Raw genomic sequence first — 22671 nt, 5'->3', positions numbered from 1 at the left:
TCAAGGACGGTTGGGCGGCACGAAGCGCAGGTCGTCGCCCGTGTGGTAGCGGCGCACCACGCCCTGGGGGTCGATGTAGATGTAGAGCAGGCGCGGTGTGCTCAGCTGGCGGTAGCGCCACTGCCATACGTCGCCCTGGAACGACCATACGCGCGAGATCTCCTCCGGCCGGCCGAAGGCGCGCAGCACGTCGGCCACCCGCCACTGGTCGACGAGGATCTGGCCGAAACGGCCCTCGTCCAGTTCCTGTGTCACGGCGACGACGCGGCCACTGGCGTCCAGGTCGACGTTGTTGACCTCGAATCCGGCGGGTTGGCGGGAGTACTGCAGGCGTTCGCCCGCGGGCAGCGGATAGGTGGCCGTGGGCGCACCGAGCCGCTGCAGCACCTCGGCGCGCGGGGCGCCCGGCGGCACCCATTGCGGTTCGCTGGCGCAGCCCACCAGCCAGGCGGCGGCGGCCAGTGCGCACCCGAGGGCGAGGCGACGGCCGGTGCTCATGCGCTGCGCCGCCCGCCCTCGCGTTGCACGTCGCGCTGCGCCTTCAGCAGCTTGGTCTTGATGCGGTTTCGCTTGAGCGGCGACAGGTATTCGACGAACACCTTGCCCAGCAGATGGTCGAGCTCGTGCTGGATGCAGATCGCCAGCAGACCCTCCGCCTCGATGGTCTGCGGGTTGCCGTCGGCGTCGAGCGCTTGCACGCGCACGGCGGTGGAACGCTCCACGCCGTCGTAGATGCCCGGCACCGACAGACAGCCCTCTTCGTTCATGACCTTCTCGTCGCTGGCCCAGACGATCTCGGGATTGATCAGCACCAGCGGCTCGTTGCGCTCCTCGGACACGTCGATCACCACCAGGCGCTCGTGCACGTCGATCTGCGTGGCGGCCAGGCCGATGCCGCTTGCTTCGTACATGGTCTCGAGCATGTCGGCCACCAGGGTGCGGATGCGCGCGTCGACGGCCTGCACGGGCTTGGCCACGGTGTGCAGGCGCGGGTCGGGATAGCTCAGGATGGTTCGCAGGGCCATGTCTCTTACGGAAAGTTGTGGCTATTTTCGCCATTTCGACCCCCGCCCGACGCCGCTGCGCCCGGATGACGTTGCTGCCGGCAGGGCTTGCGCGCAAAATCGTTGCAAATTGTGAGTATTCGCTACTCCCGCCCGCGCCGTGGCAGGATGGCGCGCCGACCATGTACCACCTTCGACTGCCTGCCATCCCCCTTGCCGCCGCGGCCCTGCTCGGTCATTTCGCCGCCCACGCGCAGAACTACCCGGTGACGCCGGCTCAGCGGGCCGTCGCGCAGCAGACGGCCCAGCAGGGCGTGCCCCTGTCCGAACTGGCGCCCAACGCGCCCGACGAATACACCGTCAAGCGTGGCGACACGCTCTGGGCCATCTCTAAGATGTACCTGCTCAAGCCCTGGCGATGGCCCGAGCTGTGGGGCATGAACCTCGGCGAGATCGCCAACCCGCACCGCATCTATCCCGGCCAGGTGCTCTACCTCGACAAGACCGGGGGCCGCGCCCGCTTGAGTCTGCGTCGCGGCCTGGGCGGCAGCGGCGACACGGTCAAGCTGTCGCCGCGCACGCGCTACGACTCGGCGGCCAACCTCGCACTGCCCACCCTCGATCCCAGCCGCATCGACGCCTTCCTGACCGAGCCGCTGGTGGTCGAGGAGGGCACGCTGGCCGCCGCCCCGCGGATCGTGGCCGGCAACGACGAGCGGGTGCTGCTGTCGCGCGGCGACCGCGCCTATGTCCGCGGCCAACCCGGGGCGCCGCTGGTCGAGCCGGCAGGGCCGCTGCCGCAGTACCGCGTCTTCCGCAATGCCACGCCGCTCAAGGATCCGGGCACGGGCGAGATCCTCGGCTACGAGGCGCAATACGTGGGCCGCGTGCGCCTCGTGCGCGGCGAGTCGCAGACGCCGGCCACCGACTCGGCGCCGGGCGTCGCGGTGCCGGCCTCGGTCGACGTGATCGCCGCCCGCGAGGAGATGCGTGCCGGCGACCGCCTGTTGCCCGAGCCGCCCGAGCAGCTGATCAGCTACGTGCCCCGCGCGCCGGCCCAGCCGGTGGAAGGCGGCCGCATCATCTCGATCTACGGCAATGGCGTGCAGTACGCCGGCCAGAATCAGGTCGTGGCCATCAACAAGGGGCTGCGCGACGGCATCGAGAGCGGCAACGTGCTGGCCATCCTCAAGAACGGCCAGACCATCGTCGACCGCACCGGCGGCGACAAGGAGACGCTCAAGCTGCCCGACGAACGCATCGGCCTGCTGATGGTGTTCCGTCCCTTCGAGCGCGTCTCGTACGCCCTGGTGCTCGAGATCACCGACACGCCCCGCGCGGGCGACCGCCTCACCAATCCCTGAACAACAAGGGCGCGGGGTGGAGAGGGAGGATCTGCGGGGCTGGCTGCGGCTGGCCCTGGCCCCCGGTGTAGGGGCCGGTACCGCAAGAAGGCTGCTCACGGCCTTCGGATGGCCGGACGCGGTGTTCGCGCAACCGGCCGCCGCCCTGGAGGCGCTGTGCAGCCCGGCCCAGGCCCGGGCGCTGCTCGACGAGCAGGAGGGCTTCGCGGCCATGCTCCACCGCACGCGCGAATGGTTGGATGCGACCGGCCCCGAGGGCGCCGTGCACCGCATCGTCGCCCTGGGCGATGCCGCCTATCCGCCGGGGCTGCTGGAGATCGCCGATCCGCCGCTGATCCTCTACCTGCTCGGCCCGGCCGGGCTGGTGGATGCGCCCCTGCCCGGCGACGGCCTGGCCATCGTGGGCAGCCGCAATCCCACACCGCAGGGCGCCGTCGATGCACGCCTCTTCGCCCGCGCGCTGGCCGAGGCCGGCTTGCCCATCGTTTCGGGTCTCGCGCTGGGCGTGGACGGGTCGGCGCACGAGGGCGCGCTGGAAGCCGCCACGGCGGCGGATGGCCGGCTGAGCACCATCGCGGTGGTGGGCACGGGGTTGGACCGCGTCTACCCGGCGCGCCACCGGTCGCTCGCCCACCGCATCGCGGCCCGGGGCGTGATCCTGAGCGAACAGCCGCTGGGCACGCCACCGCTCACGGCCAACTTCCCTCGCCGCAACCGGCTGATCTCCGGGCTGTCGCAGGGCACGCTCGTGGTGGAGGCGGCATTGGCCTCCGGCTCGCTGATCACGGCGCGCTGCGCGGTCGAGCAGGGCAAGGAGGTGTTCGCCATTCCCGGCTCCATCCACTCGCCGCAGTCGCGGGGCTGCCATGCCTTGATCCGCCAGGGCGCCAAGCTGGTGGAAACCGCGGCAGACGTGCTGGAGGAACTGCGCCGGCCCGCCGCGGCATCCGTCCCAGGCACTGCCTCGCTCTTCGAGCGCGAAGGCGCGAGCGAGGTGGACGAAGCGGCCACGCCCGGGCCGGAGGACGGCGACGGACTGCTGAAGCACCTCGGCCATGCGCCGGCCACCCTGGACGCGCTCTGCGCCCGCACCGGCCTGGCCACGCCGGTCCTGCAGGCCCGGCTTCTGGAGCTGGAACTGGACGGCCGCGTCGGCCGACTGCCCGGCGGCCTGTTCCAGCGCATCGAAGTGGGCTGAGCACGCCCGGTTGGCAGCTGGCTGGGGGCGTTTCGTCGGCGCTTCTTCTGCGCCTGTCGGGCAAACACGGCGCATGCCGCGTTGGAAGGGCCGCGATTCTGGATTCTGGTTTCGCCTATCGCTCAAGCTGGGAGGGCTCGAGCGGCCGCGGAGCAGGCCATGCCAGAGCACCCGCGGAACTGGCTCCGCCAGGCCGCCGGGTGCGCCCCCCTCCAAGCCGAAGGCGCAAGAGAGGGGGGAGCCGCGAAGCGGCATGGGGGGCGCCCCTTTTCCTAGCTCAGCAGCCGTTCCGGATTGGCGTCGATCTTGGCCAGGGCCTCGCGGGTGGCGCGGACGGTCAGCGTCTCCTCTTCCGCCGGCACGAGCAGGCCGCCGTGCAGGTAGGCGGCGAGGCGCTGGGCCTGGATCAGGAACTGCCGGCCATCGGGCGAGCCGAACAGGTGCAGCTGGCGGTGCTTGCTGCGCCACACGAACTGCACCTGGCTGGGCCGTCCGTTGTGGTCGAGGAGGAACCAGGCGCCCACCTGCAGCGCGTTGGCCCATTCCAGCGCCTCCGGCGGCGCCTCGGCGCCGTTGTTGGCCAGCACTTCCATCGACGACACGTCGATGCCCAGCAACAGCTCCAGGTGGGTCGAGTCCAGGGCCAGCGGCTCGGCGCTCTGGTCCGCGATCACCGCCTCCAGATTGGCCAGCCGGCCTGCCAGGTTCTCGATCTGCGCGGCGGGAATGCTCTCGGTCTTGGCCGTGAAGGCGTCCGAGAGCGTGCGGCCCAGCGTGCGGATGTGGTCCTCCTGCGGCTGCCCGGTCAGGCCCATCAGGTCCATGCCCTGGCGCAGGCGCTGCAGCAGCGAGGGCAGGGCCTGGATCATGCGGGCGCGCTCGCTGCGGCTCGGCTTGGCGCTGGCCGCCCAGACCAGCTCCGAGGCCACCCGGCGCAACTGCGCCGTCTGCTCGTCCTGTGCGCCGTACTTGAGCGCGCCGATGGCCAGCACTTCCGCCCACACCTTGAACAGGAACTCGCGGATCTCCTCGCGCACCGGCATGTCGTTGAGCATCTTGCGAAGCTCGATGGTGTACTGGATGGCCAGCGTCTCCTTCTGCTCCACCTGCTGCGCGACGCTCATCACCTTCTGGGTGGCGTCGTTCTGGGTCAGGTACTTGGAGAGGAAGGCCACGAACTCGTCGTAGACCAGCTTGAACACGCGCTGGCCGGTTTCCGGGTACTGCTCGATCACCTGCACCACGCGGCGGATTTCGCTCTCCAGCGCGCTGCCGGAGATGGCGGCGGCGTCGAAGCCCATCACGACCGAGCCCATGCGGTCGATCAGCATGCGCGCCGGATGCTGCAGGGAGGCGAAGAACTCCGCATCGGCCACCGCCACCCGCAGCACGGGCATCTGCAGCCGGGCGAACCACACGCGCACGGAGAAGGGAATGCGCTCTTCGGCCAGGATGGACTGGAACATCAGCGCGACCACTTCCACCGTCGCCTTGTCGGCCGATGTGGGCGCACGCCGCTTGAGCTCGCCGCTCTGGCGCCGAAGGTCGCTGGCGGCACGCTGCATAAGGCCGGGCTCGGCCACGTCCACGTACACGCCCACGTTGAAGGGATAGGCGGCTTCCACGTCGGCGATGGCAGCGGTGAAGGCCTGGGCGCCGGTGTTGGTGGCCCAACTGCGCCGCTCGACGCCCATGGGCATCGGGCCGGCCGTGTGGCCCGTGGGGCCCGCGCCGTAGGCGTAGGCGTAGGCCGGGCCGGGAGCGCCCCCGCGGCCGCTGTGCCCGCCGGGGGCGGTGGTGATGCCGCTCGCGCCTCCACCCCCGAGGGAGGCCGGGCCGCCCTCGCCCCCGCCAGCCACCACGCCGCCGATGATGCGCCGCAGCCGCCCGAGCACGGCGCTGGCCTGCTGTCGCGCGGAAGCCATGGCGCCGGGGCTCGCGGCGAAGGGGGCAGCGTCGGGCATGGCCCGGGTGCGATCCCAGGGGCCCGCGGCCCCCTGGCGGCCGGCCGGTGCGCTCCCGCTCGCCGGGCCCAGGGGACTGGCGGCGCTGTCCGCGCCCCGTCGCACCAGGCTGCGCAGTTCGATCTCCGGCATCACCCCGCGCGCGATCAGGAAGGCATTCAGGGCCTCGTAGCCCTTGCTGGCGGCATCGCCGAGGTGGCCCGCGAGGACGTCCTGCACCTGCGACCACAGGGCGCGCGGCAGTCCGGTCGATGTCCATTCCTCGACCAGGATGGAGGCCAGTGTCTCCGGCCGCAGCACGTCGCCGCTCGCCCAGTCGGCCCCGCTGCTGCCCTCCAGATGCTGGATGCGCAGCTTCAGTTCATTCAGTTCGAAAGGTGAGCGGTCCTGGAGCGCCATCGCCAGTCGCGAGACCAGGATGCTGTTCTCCACGACCTCGTCGCCCACCAGCTCCAGCCGCAGCGATCCGCTGGTCGAGGTGCCCGCGGCCGGAGCCTGAGACAGGGCCTGCGACCAGCGCTGGCGCACCGCCTCCAGCCAGCGCGCGTGGTCGGCCTCCCAGGCGAGCAGGTGATCGCGGTTCTCCTGCATCTTGCGGGCCGTGCCCACCTCGCCGGCCAAGGCCAGCAGCCGGTCGCGCACGGCCTGGGTGGTGCGCAGCACCGCCGCCTCCATGGCGTGCACGAAGCGCTCGCGCGACTCGCGCGCGAGCAGCAGGGCAGATTCGCGGGGGAGCGAAGGGCTCATGGCGACAGGGAGGGCGCATCAGCGCCGGCAGCGGGCAGGGCGTTCACGCAGGGGGCAAGACAGGCGGAACGAAAGATAGTGAATTGTTGTTAATTCCAACTGGTTCGAATGTAACGGAGGCCGCCACTGCACCGTATGCGGGGTCCGCCCAAGTCCCGAAGCGCGGGTCAGAAAAGCGTCGACAAGGCGACAGGCTGCACAGATACGCGCGGCGCCGCATGCGGCATGCCCTGTCCAGAAAAGAAGAAACCCGGCCGGGGCCGGGTTGGACGTGGGGGCCGGTGCGCGCTTACACCGTGGCGCCGGCGTTGGGATCGTTCGGATCCTCGTCGCGCTTGGCCGGGCCGCCCTTGATCAGGTCCTCGCGCTTCACCCCCAGCCACATGGCGATGGACGCCGCCACGAAGCAGGAGGAATAGATGCCGAAGCAGATGCCAATGGTCAGCGCCAGCGCGAAGTAGTGCAGCGTCGGGCCGCCGAAGAAGAACATCGACAGCACCACCAGCTGAGTGGAGCCGTGGGTGATGATCGTGCGGCTGATGGTGCCCGTGATGGCGCTGTCGATGATCTCGACCGTGTCCATCTTGCGATAGCGCCGGAAGTTCTCGCGGATCCGGTCGAAGATCACCACCGACTCGTTCACCGAGTAGCCCAGCACCGCCAGCACCGCCGCCAGCACCGCCAGCGAGAACTCCCACTGGAAGAAGGCGAAGAAGCCCAGGATGATCACCACGTCGTGCAGGTTGGCCAGCACGGTGGACAGCGCGAACTTCCATTCGAAGCGGAAGGCCAGGTAGATCATGATGCCCACCACCACCATGCCCAGCGCCTTCAGGCCGTTGGTGGTGAGCTCGTCGCCCACCTGCGGGCCGACGAACTCGTTGCGGCGCAGCTGCACCGACGGGTCGACCGTCTTGAGGGCGGTCATCACGCGGTTGCTCTGCTCCTGCGAGCTCACGCCCTTCTGGGCCGGCAGGCGGATCATCACGTCGCGCGAGCTGCCGAAGTTCTGCACCTGCACGTCCTGATAGCCCAGGCCACTGACGGCGCTGCGCACCTTGTCGAGCTCGGCCGCCTGCGGGTAGTTCACTTCCATCACCGTGCCGCCGGTGAACTCCACCGACAGGTGCAGCCCGCGATGGAACAGGAAGAAGACGGCCGCGACGAAGGTGATGATCGAGATCGCGTTCAGCACCTTCGCATAGCGCATGAACGGGATGGTGCGGTGGATGCGGAAGAATTCCATGGTCGTTGTGCTCCGTGCCGCGGTTTACTTGGCCTTGGCCAGGGCCGTGTCGTCGGCCTGGCCCGGACGCCAGACGGTGCCGATGGACACGGTCTTGAGCTTCTTCTTGCGGCCGTACCAGAGGTTGACCAGCCCGCGCGAGAAGAACACGGCCGAGAACATCGAGGTGACGATGCCGATGCAGTGCACCACCGCGAAGCCGCGCACCGGGCCCGAGCCGAAGGCCAGCAGCGCCAGGCCCGCGATCAGGGTGGTCACGTTGGAGTCGAGGATGGTGCCCCAGGCACGGTCGTAGCCGGCGTGGATCGCGGCCTGCGGCGAGGCGCCGTTGCGCAGCTCTTCGCGCACTCGCTCGTTGATCAGCACGTTGGAGTCGATGGCCACACCGATGGCCAGCGCCATGGCCGCGATGCCCGGCAACGTGAGCGTGGCCTGCAGCATCGACAGGATGGCCACCAGCAGCAGCAGGTTCACGCCCAGCGCGATCGACGAGAAGACGCCGAACAGCGCGTAGTACACGCACATGAACACCATGATCGCCAGGAAGCCGTAGGCCACGCTCTTGAAGCCCATGGCGATGTTGTCGGCACCCAGGCTCGGGCCGATGGTGCGCTCTTCGATGATCTCCATCGGCGCGGCCAGCGAGCCGGCGCGCAGCAGCAGGGCCAGGTCGTTGGCCTCGACCACGTTCATCGAGCCGGAGATCTGGAAGCGCGTGCCCAGCTCGCCGTTGATCGACGGCGCCGTCAGCACCTCGCCCTTGCCCTTCTCGAACAGCAGGATGGCCAGGCGCTTGCGGTAGTTGTCGCGGCTGACGTCGCGCATGATGCGGCCGCCCTTGGCGTCCACGGTCAGGTCGACCTTGGGCTGCTGCGTCTGCGAATCGAAGCCGGGCTGCGCGTCGGTCAGGTTCTCGCCGCTGATGACGACCTGCTTCTTGACGATCACCGGACGGCCTTCGCGGTCCATGAAGCGCTCCGAGCCGAAGGGCACGGGGCCGGTGCCCAGTTCGGCGGCGCGGCCTTCGGCGCTTTCGTCCACCAGGCGGAGTTCCAGCGTGGCGGTGCGGCCCAGGATTTCCTTGGCCTTGGCCGTGTCCTGCACGCCGGGCAGTTGCACGATGATGCGGTCCAGGCCCTGCTGCTGGATCACCGGCTCGGCCACGCCCAGTTCGTTGATCCGGTTGTGCAGCGTGGTGATGTTCTGCTTGAGGGCGCTGTCTTCCAGGCGTCGGGCCGCCTCGGGCTTGATGGTCACGGCCAGCTTGTAGTCGCTGCCGTCCTGGCTGGCGGTGGCCGCCAGGTCGGTGAACTGGTCCTGGATGATGTTCTGCGTGGCCTGCTGGGCGGCGGCGTCGCGCAGGCGCACCTCGATGGCCTGGCCGTTGCGCGTGACGGCTGCGCCGCGGATGCTCTTGTCGCGCAGGGCGGTGCGCAGGTCGCTGGCGAAGGTCTCGGCGCGCTTGTCCAGGGCGCCCTGCATGTCCACCTGCAGCATGAAGTGCACGCCGCCGCGCAGGTCCAGGCCCAGGTACATCGGGAAGGCATGCAGTGCCGACAGCCAGGTCGGCGAGCGCGACACCAGGTTCAGCGCCACCACGTAGGGTGCGTCATTGGCATCGGGCACCAGGGCATGCTGCAGCACGTCGCGGGCCTTGAGCTGGTCGTCGGTGGTGCCGAAGCGGGCGCGGATGGAGTTGGCATCCAGCGTCAGCATGTCGGGCGTGAGGTTGGCGGCCTTGAGCGCCGCTTCCACGCGCTGCTGCGTCGAGGCATCCACCTTGACGGTGGACTTGGCGGGCGAGACCTGCACGGCCGGCGCTTCGCCGAAGAGATTGGGCAGGGTGTAGATCAGCCCCACCAGCAGCACGATCACCATGATCGCGTACTTCCAGACCGGATAGCGGTTCATCGCTGGATACCTAAGGAATCGAGACGCGGATGCGCTCAAAAAGAGAGGCTGCCCCGGGGGCAGCCTCTGCGCCTAATTACTTGTAGCTGCCCTTGGGGAGCACCTGGACCACGGCGCTGCGCTGCACCTTGATCTCGACGCCGTTGGAGATTTCCAGCGTCAGAAACTGGTCGCCCATGGCGCTGATGCGGCCGACCACGCCACCGGCGGTGGCCACGTCGTCGCCCTTGGCCAGCGCGTCGAGCATGGCGCGCGTTTCCTTCTGGCGTTTCATCTGCGGGCGGATCATGACGAAGTACAGCACCACGAACATCAGCACCAGCGGCAGCATGCTGGTGAGGGAAGACATCATGTCGCCGCCACCGGCGGCAGGGGCGGTCTGGGCGAAAGCGGAGGAAATGAACAAGGGAGGTCTCCAGGAGAGCGGATGGGGTCTGACCGCAGGCGGTGCCCGCGGTTCCGGGGCGGCCGGATCGCTGGAAGCGGGGCCGCCGGTGCGCGAAGAGACCCACGAGGGGAGGGCTTCGCACAACCGGCGGATTGTATGCGGGGGGTCTTGACGGGCCGGCGTCAAGCCGGCACGCGGCGCGGGATATTGCACGCCCTGCCAAGGCTGCTGTCACCGCGCGCCTCGGCCTGCACCCCGGACAGCGGCGCGCGGCATTCCGCGGGGCGGACGGCCGCGCGCGCTGATCAGGCCGCGGCGCGTGTGGCCGGCTCGCCCGTGCGCCAGCGCGCCATCAGCGACTGCCAGCGCGTGCGCACAGCAGCCAGGTTGCGTTCCTTCACATGGCCGTAGCCGCGGATGCCGTCGGGCAGCGCGGCGATCTCCAGCGCCAGCGCATGATGTTCGGCGTCCAGGCCCTGCAGCACTTCCTCGATGGCCGCGCGGTATTCGCCGATCAGCGCGCGTTCGGTGCGGCGCTCCTCGGTGCGGCCGAAGGGGTCTAAAGCGGTGCCGCGCAGGCCCTTGAGCCGTGCCAGCACGCCGAAGGCGCGATGCATCCATGGACCAAAGCGTTGCTTGACCAGCTCGCCCTTGGCGTTGCGCTTGGCGATCGCCGGCGGCGCCAGGTGGTAGTGCACGGTGTAGTCGCCTTCGAACATCTGGTCGATGCGCTCGCGGAAGCCCGTCTGCGTGTGCAGGCGCGCCACCTCGTACTCGTCCTTGTAGGCCATCAGCTTGAAGAGCTGGCGGGCCACCGTCTCGGCCAGCGCCGTCTTGCCCAGCGGCGCCTCGGCCGCGCGCACGCGTTCGACGAAGGCGCGGTAGTCCTCGGCATAGGCGCCATTCTGGTAGTCGGTCAGGAAGTCCACGCGCCGCGCCACCAGCGAGGCCAGCGTCTCGCGCTTCTTGAACTCGATCACCTGGCCCGGGTTCAGGCGCTGGGCCATCTCGGCCGGCCGGTGCGCGGCCTGGCGGCCCCATTCGAAGGCGGCCTTGTTGGCCTCGATGGCGACGTTGTTGAGCTCGATGGCGCGCATCAGCGATTCGTGTGCCAGCGGAATCCAGCCCTTCTGCCACGCATAGCCCAGCATCATCGGGTTGACGAAGAGCGTGTCGCCCATCAGCTGCGAGGCGGCCGCATCGGCGTCGAAGGCGCCCACGCCGGCCTCGCCCACGGCCTTGCCGATCTGCACGGCACAGGCGTCCTGCGGGTTCTGCCACTGCGCGTTCTTGACGAAGCTGGCGGTGGGCGTGCTGTGGGTGTTGAGGGCCACGTGCGTGCGGCCCTCGCGCATGCGGGCCAGGGTCTCGCCGTTGACCGTGACGATGGGGTCGCAGGCCAGCACCAGGTCGGCGGCGGCGGTGCCGACGCGGGTGGTGCGGATGTCGTCCTGCCGCGCCCCGATCAGCACATGGCTCCAGGTGGCGCCGCCCTTCTGGGCCAGGCCGGCGGCGTCCTGCGTGACGATGCCCTTGCCCTCGATGTGTGCTGCGACGCCCAGCAGCTGGCCGATGGTGATGACGCCCGTGCCGCCCACGCCCGCGACGACGATGCCCCAGACCTGGTTGGCCGCCAGCGCCGGCAGCGCAGGCTCGGGCAGGGCGCCCAGTTCGGCCGGCGTACCGGCCTTGCCCTTGGCCTTCTTCTTGAGCTGGCCGCCTTCGACGGTGACGAAGCTGGGACAGAAGCCCTTCAGGCAGCTCATGTCCTTGTTGCAGGTGCTCTGGTTGATGGTGCGCTTGCGGCCGAACTCGGTTTCCAGCGGCTCCACCGACAGGCAGTTGCTCTGCACGCTGCAGTCGCCGCAGCCTTCGCACACCAGGTCGTTGATGACCACGCGCTTGGCCGGATCTGCCATCGTGCCGCGCTTGCGGCGGCGGCGCTTTTCGGTGGCGCAGGTCTGGTCGTAGATGATGGCCGTGGTGCCGGCGATCTCACGGAACTCGCGCTGCACCGCGTCCAGCTCGTCGCGGTGGCGCACCTTCACCGTCTCACCGGCGTAGCTGCCCGGAATGGCCACGCCCTGGTACTTGGCCGGCTCGTCCGTGACGATCACGACCTTCGTCGCGCCTTCGGCATGCAGGCTCTCGGCGATCTGCAGCACCGAATGGCCCTCGGGCCGTTCGCCCACCTGCTGGCCGCCGGTCATGGCCACGGCGTCGTTGTAGAGGATCTTGTAGGTGATGTTGACGCCCGCCGCGATGCTCTGACGGATGGCCAGCAGCCCGCTGTGGAAGTAGGTGCCGTCGCCCAGGTTGGCGAACAGGTGCTTCTCGTGCGTGAAGGGCGCCTGGCCCACCCAGGGGACGCCCTCGCCGCCCATCTGCGTGAAGCCGTAGGTGGACCGGTCCATCCAGTTGGCCATGTAATGGCAGCCGATGCCGGCCATGGCGCGCGAGCCTTCGGGCACCACGGTGCTGGTGTTGTGCGGGCAGCCCGAGCAGAACCATGGCACGCGGTCCGCGCCCTGTACACCGCCGGCGTTGAGCACCTGCATCGAGCGCTCCTTGGCCTCCAGCAGCGCCATCTGCGCCTCCACGCGGGCCACCAGGTCGGCACCGCCCGAGGCCAGGATGCCGGTCTTCTTCAGCCGCTTGACCAGCGCCCGCGCGATCAGCGCCGGGTTGAGGTCGGCATTGGCGCGCAGCAGCGTGTTGGCCGTGGGATTGGGCATGGCCCATTCGCCGCCGGAGAAGTCGCCCGCCAGCTCGTCGAACTTGCCCAGCACGTTGGGCCGCACGTCGGGGCGCCAGTTGTAGAGCTCTTCCTTGAGCTGGTATTCGATGACCTGGCGCTTCTCCTCGACGACCAGGATCTCCTGCAGGCCGGTGGCGAAGTCGCGGGTGAGCTGTGCCTCCAGCGGCCAGACCACGCCCACCTTGTGCAGCCGGATGCCCAGTTGGCGGCAGGCGGCGTCGTCCAGGCCGAGGTCGGCCAGGGCCTGGCGGGTGTCGTTGTAGGCCTTGCCGCTGGCCATGAGGCCATAGCGGTCGTTGGGCCCCTCGATGACGTTGTGGTTGAGCCGGTTGGCGCGGATGTAGGCCAGCGCGGCATACCACTTGTAGTGCATGAGGCGCGCCTCCTGCTCCAGCGGCGCGTCGGGCCAGCGGATGTGCAGGCCGCCGGGCGGCATGTCGAAGTCGGTGGGCAGCACGATCTCGACCCGGTCCGGGTCGATCATGGCGGTGGCGCTGGATTCGACGATCTCCTGGATCGTCTTCATGCCCGACCAGATGCCGGCGAAGCGGCTCATGGCGAAGGCATGCAGGCCCAGGTCCAGGATCTCCTGCACGTTGGCCGGGAAGAACACCGGCGTGCCGCAGGCCTTGAAGATGTGGTCGCTCTGGTGCGCGGCGGTGCTGCTCTTGGAGATGTGGTCGTCGCCCGCGATGGCGATCACACCGCCCAGCGGCGCGGTGCCGGCCATGTTGGCGTGCTTGAACACGTCGGAGCAACGGTCCACGCCCGGCCCCTTGCCGTACCAGATGCCGAAGACGCCGTCGAACTTCTGCTGCTCCTTCGGCGAGAAGCCCAGCATCTGCGTGCCCCACAGCGCGGTGGCCGCCAGCTCTTCGTTGACGCCGGGCTGGAAGACGATGTTCTGCGCCTTGAGGTACTTGCTGGCCTTCCACAGCGCCTGGTCGTAACCACCGAGCGGGGAGCCGCGGTAGCCGCTGATGAAGCCGGCGGTGTTGTGGCCCTGCTGCGCATCGCGCAGGCGCTGCAGCATGGGCAGCTTGACCAGCGCCTGCACGCCGCTCATGAAGGCGCGGCCGTAGTCCAGGCTGTATTTGTCATCGAGCGTGACCGTCTCGAGGGCCTTGCGGATGTGTTCGGGCAAGGGAGCGTTCATCGTTGTCTCTCTCCGTCGGCTGGGGCCTTGTGGGCCGTGGCAGGTGGGCAGGGCGCCGGGTGGAAGTCCCCCGATGCATCATGTGCGCAAAGTGTATGCCCGGCCCTTGGATAGGTGTTTGCTTTCCATGCGCTGAAAACGGATGATCGGGAAAGGATCTTGCGCAAAGGGTGCCGCTTTGGAAAGCATTGACAAATATGACCTCGCCATCCTGCGCGAGCTGCAGGACGACGCCCGGCTCACCAATGCCGAGCTGGCCCAGCGGGTCGGGCTGTCGGCCGCCCCCTGCTGGCGCCGGGTGCGCGCCCTGGAGGCGCAGGGCTACATCAAGGGGTACCACGCCGAGCTGGACCGCCGCAAGATCGGCTTGGGCGTCCTGGCCTTCGTGCGGGTGGACACCGACCGCGCCACCAGCGACGCCACCCGCGTGCTGGAAGAGGCCATCCGCCGCCTGCCCGAGGTGGTGGCCTGCCACTACATCAGCGGCAACGGCATGTTCGAGCTCCAGGTGGTGGCGCAGGACCTGGACGCCTTCTCCCGCTTCGCGCTCAACAGCCTGATGACGCTGCCCAACGTGAAGGACCTGCACACCAGCTTCTCGCTGGGCGAGGTGAAGGCGAATTCGGCGCTGCCGCTGGGCCACCTGGGCGGGTGAGTGCCCGCAGGGGCCCTGCTGCGGCGCGGGGCGTTAGGGGAGCGCATCGGCCTGCGGGCGGCTTTCAGCCCGGCCGCCGCACGCCGACGGTAGCGGCCGTTCAGGCAGCGCCGACCAGCGTGAAGTGCTCGACCACCGGTGGATGCGCGAAGAAAGGCCCGACGATGGCGCGCCATTCGGCGAAGGCCGGCGATTCGCGGAAGTCGACCGTGTGGTTCTCCAGCGTCTCCCATTCGATCTGCAGCAGGTAGCGCTCGGGCGATTCGATGCCCTTGACGACGCGCCAGCCGCGAAAGCCCTTCGCCTTGGCGATGACGGTCTGCAGGCCGCGCACGATGGCGGCGTCGAAGTCGGCCTGGCGGCCGGGCTGGATGCGGATGTCTGCGGTTTCGAGGATCACGGGAGAGTCTCCTGAGGGTTGAAAGAAGGGGGATGGTGCATCGCCGGCTCGTGTCACGTAGGGCACCCGGCGCGTCGTCATTCAGCCGCGCGCCAGTGCGACCAGCGCCAGCGTCATGGCGCCGTTCGGGTCAGCATAGGTGTCGAGTTCGTCGAAGTGCTGCAGGCCGGCCAGTGGCAGCCGGCGCGTGGGCAGGCCGGCGGCCTCGCGGGCGGCGGCGTAGTCCAGCGACTGCTGGCGCAGCTCCGGCTGCTCGGCCTCGCCCCAGGCGATGACCATCGGCGGCGAGTTGGCGGGCAGGTGGTGCAGCGGCGAGTGGCGCCGGGCAGTGGCGGCGTCCATGCCGAGCTTGTCGTTCAGCCGGCCCAGGCGGATCGGCTCCAGCTCGTACAGACCGCTGATCGCCAGGCTGCCGATCACGCCCGCCTCGTTCTGCAGGCAGGCCGTCAGGTGGCCCCCGGCCGACCAGCCCGACAGCACGATGGGCCGTCCCGTCTCGTGGCGCAGGAAGGCCAGCGCCTGCCGGCATTCCTCGACGATGCGGTCCATGCCGGCCTCCGGCCCCAGCGTGTAGCCCACGGCGGCAAAGCCCAGGCCATGCGCCAGCGGCCCTTCGGCCAGAAAGGAGAACTGCTCCCGTCCGCGCATCTGCCAGTAGCCACCGTGCAGGAAGACCACCAGCGGCGAGGCGTCGGCCGGTCCGAACAGGTCGATGCGGCAGCGCGGCGGCTCGGCATAGGGCACATCCAGCCGTGTGTCGGGCCGTGTGCGCCAGGGTGCGCTGCGCTCGGGCCAGCGGCCGGTGATGGCCTTGAAGTCGGGCACCGCGGCCGAGCTGTCGTAGGCGGCGTCGAGGGTGGGGCGGTCCATGCCGCGCCAGAGCGCCGGGCCGGAGGGGGTGGAAGCCGTCATGTTCATGGGTGCACCGGGGGGCGAACGAAGCGTTCGAGCTTAGGGCCAAGCCCGCTGCCCCACAATCAGGCACGCATGCCGCCCATCGACCCCGACGAGACCAGCCCCGCCCCGCCACCCCGCCGCGCGCCGCGCTTCGCGGCCCTGGAGCCGTTGCGGCTGCCGGTCTTCCGGTTGCTGTGGGGCACCTGGTTCATCGCCAACACCTGCATGTGGATGAACGACGTCGCGGCCGCCTGGCTGATGACCACGCTCACCACTTCGCCCATGTGGGTGGCGCTGGTGCAGACGGCCTCCACGCTGCCCGTCTTCCTGCTTGGGCTGCCCAGCGGGGCGCTGGCCGACATCCTGGACCGCCGGCGCTGGCTGGTGGCCACGCAGTTCTGGCTGGCGGGCTCGGCCACCGTGCTGTGCGTGGCCATCGGGCTCGACAAGATGAACGCGCCGCTGCTGCTGGCGCTCACCTTCGCCAACGGCATCGGCCTGGCGCTGCGCTGGCCGGTGTTCTCGGCCATCGTGCCCGAGCTGGTCACGCGCCCGCTGCTGCCGGCCGCCATGGGCCTGAACGGCATCGCGATGAATGCCTCGCGCATCGTCGGGCCGCTGGTGGCGGGCGTGCTGATCGCCAGCGCGGGCAGCGTGTGGGTCTTCGTGCTCAATGCGGTGCTGAGTATTGCCTCGGGTTTCGTCATCCTGCGCTGGCGGCGCGAGCACAAGGTCGATCCGCTGGGCCGCGAGCGGCTGGTGAGCGCCATGCGCGTGGGCGTCCAGTTCGTGCGGCAGTCGCAGCGCATGCGGGCCGTGCTGTCGCGGGTGGCCGTCTCCTTCTTCCATTCCAGCGCGGTGCTGGCGTTGCTGCCGCTGCTGGCGCGCGGCTTCCACGAGGGGCCGAAGGGCGGCGCCGGCACCTTCACGCTGCTGCTGGCTTCGATGGGGGCGGGCTCGATCATCGCGGTGCTGCTGCTGCCCCGGCTGCGGGAGATGTTCGACCGTGACCACCGCGTGCTCTACGGCTCGATGCTGCTGTCGGTGGGCACCGCCGTGCTGGCGCTGTCGCCTGCGCTGTGGCTGGCCGCCTTCGCCGTGTTCTTCTGTGGCGCGGCCTGGATCACGGTGGCCAACTCGCTGTCGGTGTCGGCCCAGCTGGCCCTGCCCGACTGGGTGCGGGCGCGCGGCATGTCCACCTATCAGATGGCCATCATGGGCGCCGGCGCGCTGGGCGCGGCGGTGTGGGGCCAGATCGCGGAACTGAGCACGCTGCGCGCCAGCCTGCTGGTGGCCGCCGTGACGGGCACGCTGGTGATGCTGGCCGTGCTGCGCTGGGTACCCGACGGCCCGGGCGAGGACGACATGAGCCCCGCCGGCACCGACTGGGCCTTCAACCCGCCGCCCGCTAGTGCCGGCGAGGACGGCCGCGTGGTCATCACCGTCGAATACCTGATCGACCCGGCCCGCGCCACCGCCTTCCATGCCGTGATGCAGGAGACGCGCCGCGCCCGACTCAGCCAGGGCGCCATCGCGTGGGAACTGCTGCACGACCTGTCGGCGCCCGAGCGCTATGTGGAGCAGGTGGTGGACGAGTCGTGGACGGAGCACCTGCGGCGCTTCCACCGCGCCACCGCGGCCGACCTGGCGCTGCGCGAGCGGCGGCTGGCCTTCCACCGCGGCGAAACGATGCCTGTGGTCAACCGCTACATCGTGCAACGCGGCTGACGCGGCGCCTCAGCCGCGCGGCAGGTACATCGTCGCCTCGACCTCGATCAGCACCTCGTCCCCGGGCAGGAAGCGGTTGACCTCCACCACGGTGGAGACCGGCGGCTCGCCCGGATAGAACAGGCCGCGCACCCGGTTGAAGAGTGCGTAGTCGGGCAGGCGTCGGAAGTACTGCACCAGCTTGACCACGTCGTCCATGGTGCCGCCCTGCTCGGCCGCCAGGTCGCGGATGCGGGCCAGCACGAACCAGCTCTGCGCCACCACGGGCGCCTCGAACACGTCCACCGACATCTGGCCGGTGGCGTAGCCCAGGCCACGCAGCTCGGCCTGCGCGGCCTCGGGCAGGTCCTCGTAGCGCGAGACGGCGCGGCGCGTGGCCGGATCGACGGCCACCACGCCGCTCATGAAGACGAAATCGCCGACCCGGCGGGCGGCGGCATAACGGGCCATGGGGGTGCCCATGCTCATGGGAAGACTCCTTTGCGACGGCAGGCTGCGTCGAACAGCGGGCCATTGTGGCCAAGCTGCGGCGAGGCACGCACGGGCTGTGCCGGGGAGTCCTGGGCCGCGGCTGTGCTCACCCGCAGCAAGCTGGCTCAGCGCCCCGTCAGCGGCTGCTGGCCACGCCCGTGCCGCCGTTCCAGTCGAACACCGCATGGGCCGTGGTGTAGCGGCCCACCTCGATGTCGCGTGAGACGGTCTGGCCATCGCGCGTGGCCGTCACCTGGTAGCGGCCCGGGTCCAGCCGAGCCACCATGTACGGACCGCCCGCCGTCACGTCACTGAGCACCACCGCGCCGCTGCCGGCGTCGCGTACCGTCACCTTGATGGGTGCGCCCGTTGGAAGGGGGCCCTGGCCCTTGGCATCGAACTCGAAGCTGGCAGGCCACCGCGGCTCCACCACCTTCATCAGCTTCGCTTCGTCGGGCGTGGTGCCGCCGCTCATGTACTCGATGCCGGCCTTGGTCATCTCGATGGGCGGGTTGTAGGTGGTCGAGGCATGGGCCGCGCCGGCGACCACGGCCAGCAGGCTGGCGGCCATCAGGTTGCCCACGGCGACCATCGGGTTGGAGATGGGGCGGGCGAGAGAGCGGTCGAGTGTGGGGGTGTTCATGATGGACGGAGGTGTGACAGGTTCGTTTTCTCGAAAGGACCGCCGCGCGGTGGTGGCGGGTGCGGCAGACCTCGTGTTTGATCAGGAGGCCGCGGAGCAGGCCACGCCAGCAACATCCGCGGAACCGGCTTCGCCGGGCCGCAGGATGTGCCCCCTACAGGGGGGAGGCGGAGCGCGAAGCGCGCAGCCTGGGGGTCTTGCTCAACCAGCCATGTCCGTGCCGGCCGGCCACATGAAGACCGCATGCGCCGGGCCCTTGGCGCCGACGTCGATCTGTCGCTGCAGCGCCTTGCCGTCCAGCGAGGCCGTCACGCGGTAGACGCCGGGGGCCAGCTTGGCGGCCATGAAGGGCCCGTCCGCCCTCACGTTGCGCAGCACCGTGGCGCCGGTGCGGGCGTCCTGCACCGTCACATGCACGTTGGCCGCGAAGTCGGCCTTGGCGCCGTCCTTGACGGCGAACTCGAAGCTGGCCGGCCACCGGGTCGCCGCCTGTTGCATGGCATGGGCCTCGTCACTGCCCACGCCGCCGCTGATGTACTCGACGCCGGTCGGCGCCGTGCGTACGGGGGGCAGGGTGTCGGCGTGCGCCACGCCCATGAGCGCGCCCATGCCGAGTAGCAGTGCAACGGCAAGGGGGCGGGCCGTACGGCGAGCGATGGAGGAGGTGAGGGTGGTCATGGCAATGTCCTTCCTTGGCTTTCCGTCCGCTGGATTCGCATCCCCGGCGGCGGAGCGGACGCCGTGGCGGCCGGGGAGTGCGCTCGACTTTCCGCCTGCCGCCTTAGGTGCGGCTTAAGGTCACCGCCCCGCCGCCGCACTGGCCGGCCCGGAGGGCGGGGGCGGGTCCGCCTGCGACGTTTGTTCTTCCGCCGATGAGACGGGCACTCCCGTGATGAACACGCCCGCGTACCGGTACAGCTGACCGAACCAGGGATGGGTCATGCGGAAATCCATCGCGAAGCGGTGCTCGTCGAGTGCCTCTTCCACGATGTCCGTGACGCCCGGGCCCAGCCATTGCGGAATCCCGATCCTGGCAGGGCCGAGTTTCAGCACGAAGCGAATCCCTCGGTAGCACAGGCGGCAGTCGTCGAGCCGGGGCGCCATCTCCAGACCGAGGAAGGGGTTCACGTACTCGATCAGCCGACCGGGGCCGGCGCATTCCCAGACGCTGTCGAAGCGGTAGACGCGGCCGTCGTCGAAGCGGATGGTGCGCCGCCAGTGCTGTCGCCCGCCGGCCATCTGCCGGACCACGTGCGTCGGCACCGCGACGGCCCGTCTTTCGAGCAGCGCGCCCAGCCAGGCCATGACGCGCAACACGGGTCGCATCGCGGCGGGAAACTCGATGTCCATGTGGCCGACGTCCGCCGCGGTGGTGCGGCTGTGGTGCGTCTGGAGGGCGGGCGGCAGCCGTGCCCAGTCCGCGCCCAACGCGCACTCCATCGGACCGGGAACGCTGGTGTCCGGGTCAAGGCCCGGACCGCGACCTGTCTGCGCGCAACGCGCCCCCGCGCAGCCCGAAACGTCTTTGCCGGCCGTGCGGTCCTGCGTCGGGGCGGATGCCTGGCCGCTCATGATGATGCCCCCGGCAGGTGCTTGAACGCCATGAGGACCACGATCATGACCATGGCCGTGAAGGCCGGCACGCCGAGCCAGAACCAGCAGCGTGCCAGCCGCCAGTAGATGGCCGGCAGCGGTGCATGGGCGCTGGCGGCGGCCTCGGCCAGCCGTCGCATCCGGATCTGCAGTCCGACCACCGGCAGCCAGCACAGGGCCGCCAGGCCATACAGCGCCAGGCTCGTGGCCAGCCACGGCGAATGCCATGACCAGCCCGCCATGGCGGCCATCCACAGGCCACTGAGGGGCTGAAAGATCACGGTCGGCGTGGTGAAGAGCCAGTCTGCCAGCACCACATGCCGGTTGGTGATGGCGATGTGTTGCACGTTGCCACTGCGGTCCGCCATCCACTTGTAGAAGGCGCTGCCCAGGCCGGTGCCGAACAGCAGCACCATGCTGAGGATGTGCAGCGACTTGAGGGCCGTGTAGCTCATGAGGCGGCTCCCTGGGCGCGTGTCGTGTCGGCGCGGGAGGCCGGCGCAAGGGTGGCGGGCAGCCGGCCCAGGAACTGCGCCAGCGGCTCGGCGTCGGCCACGTTGCCGGCCTCCAGCATGCGCAGGTTGTCGCGATGCAGCAAGGGGCTCAGCCCTCCGGCCAGGGCGGCGGCCACATAGGCCCACGCCTTCGGAATGTGCAGCAGCCTGGCCGGCGCACGTCCCTGGGCGGCCCGCAGCCGCTGCAGCCATTCGGCAAAAGTCAGCGGCTCGGGGCCCACCACGTCCAGCGTGCGTCGCGCCTGGCGCGTGCGCAGGCAGGCCAGGACCGTGGCGCACAGGTCGTCGACCAGCACGGGCTGGATGCGCTGCCGGCCGGTGCCCAGCACCGGGATCCAGGGCAGCCGCGCACAACGCATCAAGAGCCTTGCGCTGTCGCCGTCCGCTCCGTGCACGAGCGAGGGCCGCAGGACGAACCACTCGAGCGACGTGCGCCGCAATGCGTCGTCGGCCGCGCGCTTGCTGAGGTGGTAGGCCGAGAAGGCACTGTCGTCGGCGCCCAGTGCCGAGATCTGGATGACGCGCTGTACGCCTGCGCGCACGCAGGCATCGAACAGCGCCTGCGGGGCACGCACATGCACAGCTTCGAAGGTCTGGCCCTGCTGCTCGACCAGGATGCCGGCTGCGTTGATCACGGCATCGATGCCGACCAGCAGGGGCTGCCACGCCTCGGGGCGGTCGAGGTGGGCCAAGTCGAGGCCATGGCGGCGCGACACGGGGGCGACGGCGTGGCCTTGCGACGCCAACACGGCGGCGATGTGGCGCCCAAGAAAGCCGGAGGCGCCCACGAGCAGGACGCGCTGTGGCGAACCGCGCTGAGGCAGGCCTTGGCCGGCAGGGGCGGGAAGGGAGGCATCCATTGGGCAGGACTCCATGTGAATGAGCAGCCCTCAGTCTGGAAGCCGCCCGGCGGCGGCGCCTCCCGTTGGATCGAATCGGTGCAGCTTTGCGCTCCGGATCGATCATTTCGGAGCGGAAATCGCCGTCGTCCGCCCCTGCCGTGCCGATCAGCGTCTTGCGGCGGGGCCGTGCAGCTTGCGGTACTGGCCGGGCGTCATGCCCTCGATGTCGCGGAAGGCCTCGTAGAAGTTGGACTGGGCGGCGAAGCCCACGGCCAGCCCGACGGACAGCACCGAGGCGGACGGCTCGTCGCAGAGCATCGATTTGGCCGCCTCGATCCGCTGTTCGCGCACATAGCGGGCAAAGCTCTTGCCGAGCCGGGTGTTGAGCAGTTCCGACAGCTGGTGGGTCGTCAGGTCCAGCCGGGCCGCCAGCGCCGGCAGGCTGAGCGCGGGATCGACGAAGAGTTGCTGGGTCTGCATGAGCTGGAACAGCCGGGCCAGCGCGGCGTCGCAGTCGACACGGGCCAGCGTCGTGTGCTGGTAGGCGCTCTGCGCTGCTTCCTGGACTTCGGCCTCCAACTGCGGACGCTGGTGCAGCGTGGTCTGCACCAGCAGGAATGCCATACCGATGGCGATGGCATACAGCGCCGTGAAGCGCTTGTCCGGTAGGAGACCGGGCGCCATGCCGGCAAGCGCCACGGCGATGGCAAGCAGGAAGGCCGTGCCCAGCAGTCCGATCTCGGTCCGGAAGCGCGCGCGCTCCGGGCGCAAGGCCAGGAGGCGGTGGCCCAGCCAGAGGAGGTAGCCGGCACCGATCAGAAAGGCGGTCGGTCCCGCTGCTTCTTCAGGCAGCAGGAACGCAGCCAGCATGGGAAGGGCATGCCATGCGTCCCGCGGGCGCGGCTGGGCTCGAGCCGGCGTCAGCAGTTCGCGGCTGAACAGAAAGAAGCACGGCGCGACGGCGAAGAGCGCGAGGGTGTACAGGCGTTCGTGAGGCGCGGGCACATCGGCGTAGAGCCAGGCCGCATGCGCGCCTTGAAGGCCGGCCAGCAGCGCCAGCGTCAGCAGGCCCATGGTCTGCGCAAACGGCTGGCGAGTCCCGGAATCGTTGCGCAGTTGGAGAACAGCCAGCGCCGCAGCGCAGAAGATCGAATAACCGGCGAGAAGCAGAGCGAGGACGGTCACGGGGGG

General features: G+C 69.8%; 20 protein-coding genes. 4 read left to right on the top strand and 16 right to left on the bottom strand.

The features are described 5' to 3' along the window. Positions 1-498 (bottom strand): hypothetical protein, encoded by a 498-nt coding sequence (locus KBC94_RS24670; protein WP_294376630.1) that lies wholly within the window; start codon positions 496-498, stop codon positions 1-3. Then, positions 495-1025, bottom strand: a complete 531-nt coding sequence (gene def, locus KBC94_RS24665) for a peptide deformylase (RefSeq protein WP_294376627.1) — start codon at positions 1023-1025, stop codon at positions 495-497. Before def ends, KBC94_RS24670 begins: the two co-directional genes overlap by 4 nt. 161 nt (positions 1026-1186) lie before the next feature. Here def and KBC94_RS24660 point away from each other — a divergent pair, with 161 nt between their 5' ends. Then, on the top strand, positions 1187-2368 hold the full coding sequence (locus KBC94_RS24660; RefSeq protein ID WP_294376623.1) for a LysM peptidoglycan-binding domain-containing protein: 1182 nt from the start codon (positions 1187-1189) through the stop codon (positions 2366-2368). Positions 2369-2384: 16 nt separating this feature from the next. Then, the gene (gene dprA, locus KBC94_RS24655; RefSeq protein WP_294376620.1) at positions 2385-3566 is read left to right on the top strand and encodes a DNA-processing protein DprA; all 1182 of its coding nucleotides are present in this window, start codon (positions 2385-2387) and stop codon (positions 3564-3566) included. A 272-nt stretch (positions 3567-3838) separates the two neighbouring features. Here dprA and KBC94_RS24650 read toward each other — a convergent pair whose 3' ends face one another. The 5 genes from KBC94_RS24650 to KBC94_RS24630 form a co-directional block, all read right to left on the bottom strand. After that, positions 3839-6277, bottom strand: a complete 2439-nt coding sequence (locus tag KBC94_RS24650; RefSeq protein WP_294376619.1) for a DUF1631 family protein — start codon at positions 6275-6277, stop codon at positions 3839-3841. A 289-nt stretch (positions 6278-6566) separates the two neighbouring features. Next, positions 6567-7523: a protein translocase subunit SecF gene (secF, locus tag KBC94_RS24645; protein WP_294376616.1), complete on the bottom strand. Its 957-nt coding sequence runs from the start codon at positions 7521-7523 to the stop codon at positions 6567-6569. Between the two features lie 24 nt (positions 7524-7547). Next, on the bottom strand, positions 7548-9434 hold the full coding sequence (gene secD / locus KBC94_RS24640) for a protein translocase subunit SecD (protein WP_294376613.1): 1887 nt from the start codon (positions 9432-9434) through the stop codon (positions 7548-7550). 76 nt (positions 9435-9510) lie between these two features. Continuing rightward, positions 9511-9840 carry a preprotein translocase subunit YajC gene (gene yajC / locus KBC94_RS24635; protein ID WP_234193418.1) on the bottom strand — a complete coding sequence of 110 codons (330 nt, stop codon included), beginning with the start codon at positions 9838-9840 and terminating at the stop codon, positions 9511-9513. Between the two features lie 287 nt (positions 9841-10127). Continuing rightward, on the bottom strand, positions 10128-13736 hold the full coding sequence (locus tag KBC94_RS24630) for an indolepyruvate ferredoxin oxidoreductase family protein (RefSeq protein ID WP_294376608.1): 3609 nt from the start codon (positions 13734-13736) through the stop codon (positions 10128-10130). Between the two features lie 178 nt (positions 13737-13914). Between KBC94_RS24630 and KBC94_RS24625 the strand changes: the two genes are divergently transcribed. Further along, positions 13915-14391, top strand: coding sequence for an Lrp/AsnC family transcriptional regulator (locus KBC94_RS24625; RefSeq protein WP_294376605.1), 477 nt, complete (start codon positions 13915-13917; stop codon positions 14389-14391). A gap of 100 nt (positions 14392-14491) precedes the next feature. Here the strand turns inward: KBC94_RS24625 and KBC94_RS24620 are convergent, their stop codons facing one another. Together KBC94_RS24620 and KBC94_RS24615 are read right to left on the bottom strand one after the other, a co-directional pair. Beyond that, positions 14492-14791 carry an antibiotic biosynthesis monooxygenase gene (locus KBC94_RS24620; protein WP_294376602.1) on the bottom strand — a complete coding sequence of 100 codons (300 nt, stop codon included), beginning with the start codon at positions 14789-14791 and terminating at the stop codon, positions 14492-14494. An 81-nt stretch (positions 14792-14872) separates the two neighbouring features. Continuing rightward, the gene (locus KBC94_RS24615) at positions 14873-15703 is read right to left on the bottom strand and encodes an alpha/beta hydrolase (RefSeq protein WP_294376598.1); all 831 of its coding nucleotides are present in this window, start codon (positions 15701-15703) and stop codon (positions 14873-14875) included. Between the two features lie 75 nt (positions 15704-15778). Between KBC94_RS24615 and KBC94_RS24610 the strand changes: the two genes are divergently transcribed. Beyond that, positions 15779-17416: an MFS transporter gene (locus KBC94_RS24610; protein WP_294376595.1), complete on the top strand. Its 1638-nt coding sequence runs from the start codon at positions 15779-15781 to the stop codon at positions 17414-17416. A gap of 9 nt (positions 17417-17425) precedes the next feature. Here KBC94_RS24610 and KBC94_RS24605 read toward each other — a convergent pair whose 3' ends face one another. From KBC94_RS24605 to KBC94_RS24575, 7 genes are all read right to left on the bottom strand, one after another. Next, positions 17426-17884: a RidA family protein gene (locus tag KBC94_RS24605; RefSeq protein ID WP_294376593.1), complete on the bottom strand. Its 459-nt coding sequence runs from the start codon at positions 17882-17884 to the stop codon at positions 17426-17428. Positions 17885-18023: 139 nt separating this feature from the next. After that, positions 18024-18530 (bottom strand): carboxypeptidase-like regulatory domain-containing protein, encoded by a 507-nt coding sequence (locus KBC94_RS24600; RefSeq protein ID WP_294376590.1) that lies wholly within the window; start codon positions 18528-18530, stop codon positions 18024-18026. A 201-nt stretch (positions 18531-18731) separates the two neighbouring features. Further along, positions 18732-19208 carry a carboxypeptidase-like regulatory domain-containing protein gene (locus KBC94_RS24595; protein WP_017760441.1) on the bottom strand — a complete coding sequence of 159 codons (477 nt, stop codon included), beginning with the start codon at positions 19206-19208 and terminating at the stop codon, positions 18732-18734. 120 nt (positions 19209-19328) lie between these two features. Then, a complete protein-coding gene (locus KBC94_RS24590; RefSeq protein ID WP_294376586.1) occupies positions 19329-20102 on the bottom strand; it encodes a DUF4166 domain-containing protein in 774 nt (257 codons plus the stop codon). Then, the gene (locus tag KBC94_RS24585) at positions 20099-20578 is read right to left on the bottom strand and encodes a DUF2269 domain-containing protein (RefSeq protein WP_294376583.1); all 480 of its coding nucleotides are present in this window, start codon (positions 20576-20578) and stop codon (positions 20099-20101) included. The genes KBC94_RS24590 and KBC94_RS24585 overlap by 4 nt, the downstream gene beginning before the upstream one ends. After that, positions 20575-21498 carry a complex I NDUFA9 subunit family protein gene (locus KBC94_RS24580; RefSeq protein ID WP_294376581.1) on the bottom strand — a complete coding sequence of 308 codons (924 nt, stop codon included), beginning with the start codon at positions 21496-21498 and terminating at the stop codon, positions 20575-20577. Before KBC94_RS24580 ends, KBC94_RS24585 begins: the two co-directional genes overlap by 4 nt. A 147-nt stretch (positions 21499-21645) precedes the next feature. Then, positions 21646-22665: an AraC family transcriptional regulator gene (locus tag KBC94_RS24575; RefSeq protein WP_294376577.1), complete on the bottom strand. Its 1020-nt coding sequence runs from the start codon at positions 22663-22665 to the stop codon at positions 21646-21648. Positions 22666-22671 lie beyond the last annotated feature (6 nt).

Source organism: Pseudacidovorax sp. (assembly GCF_017991995.1).
Taxonomy (GTDB): domain Bacteria; phylum Pseudomonadota; class Gammaproteobacteria; order Burkholderiales; family Burkholderiaceae_C; genus Xenophilus.
This window is presented reverse-complemented; position numbering and strand designations above follow the sequence as displayed.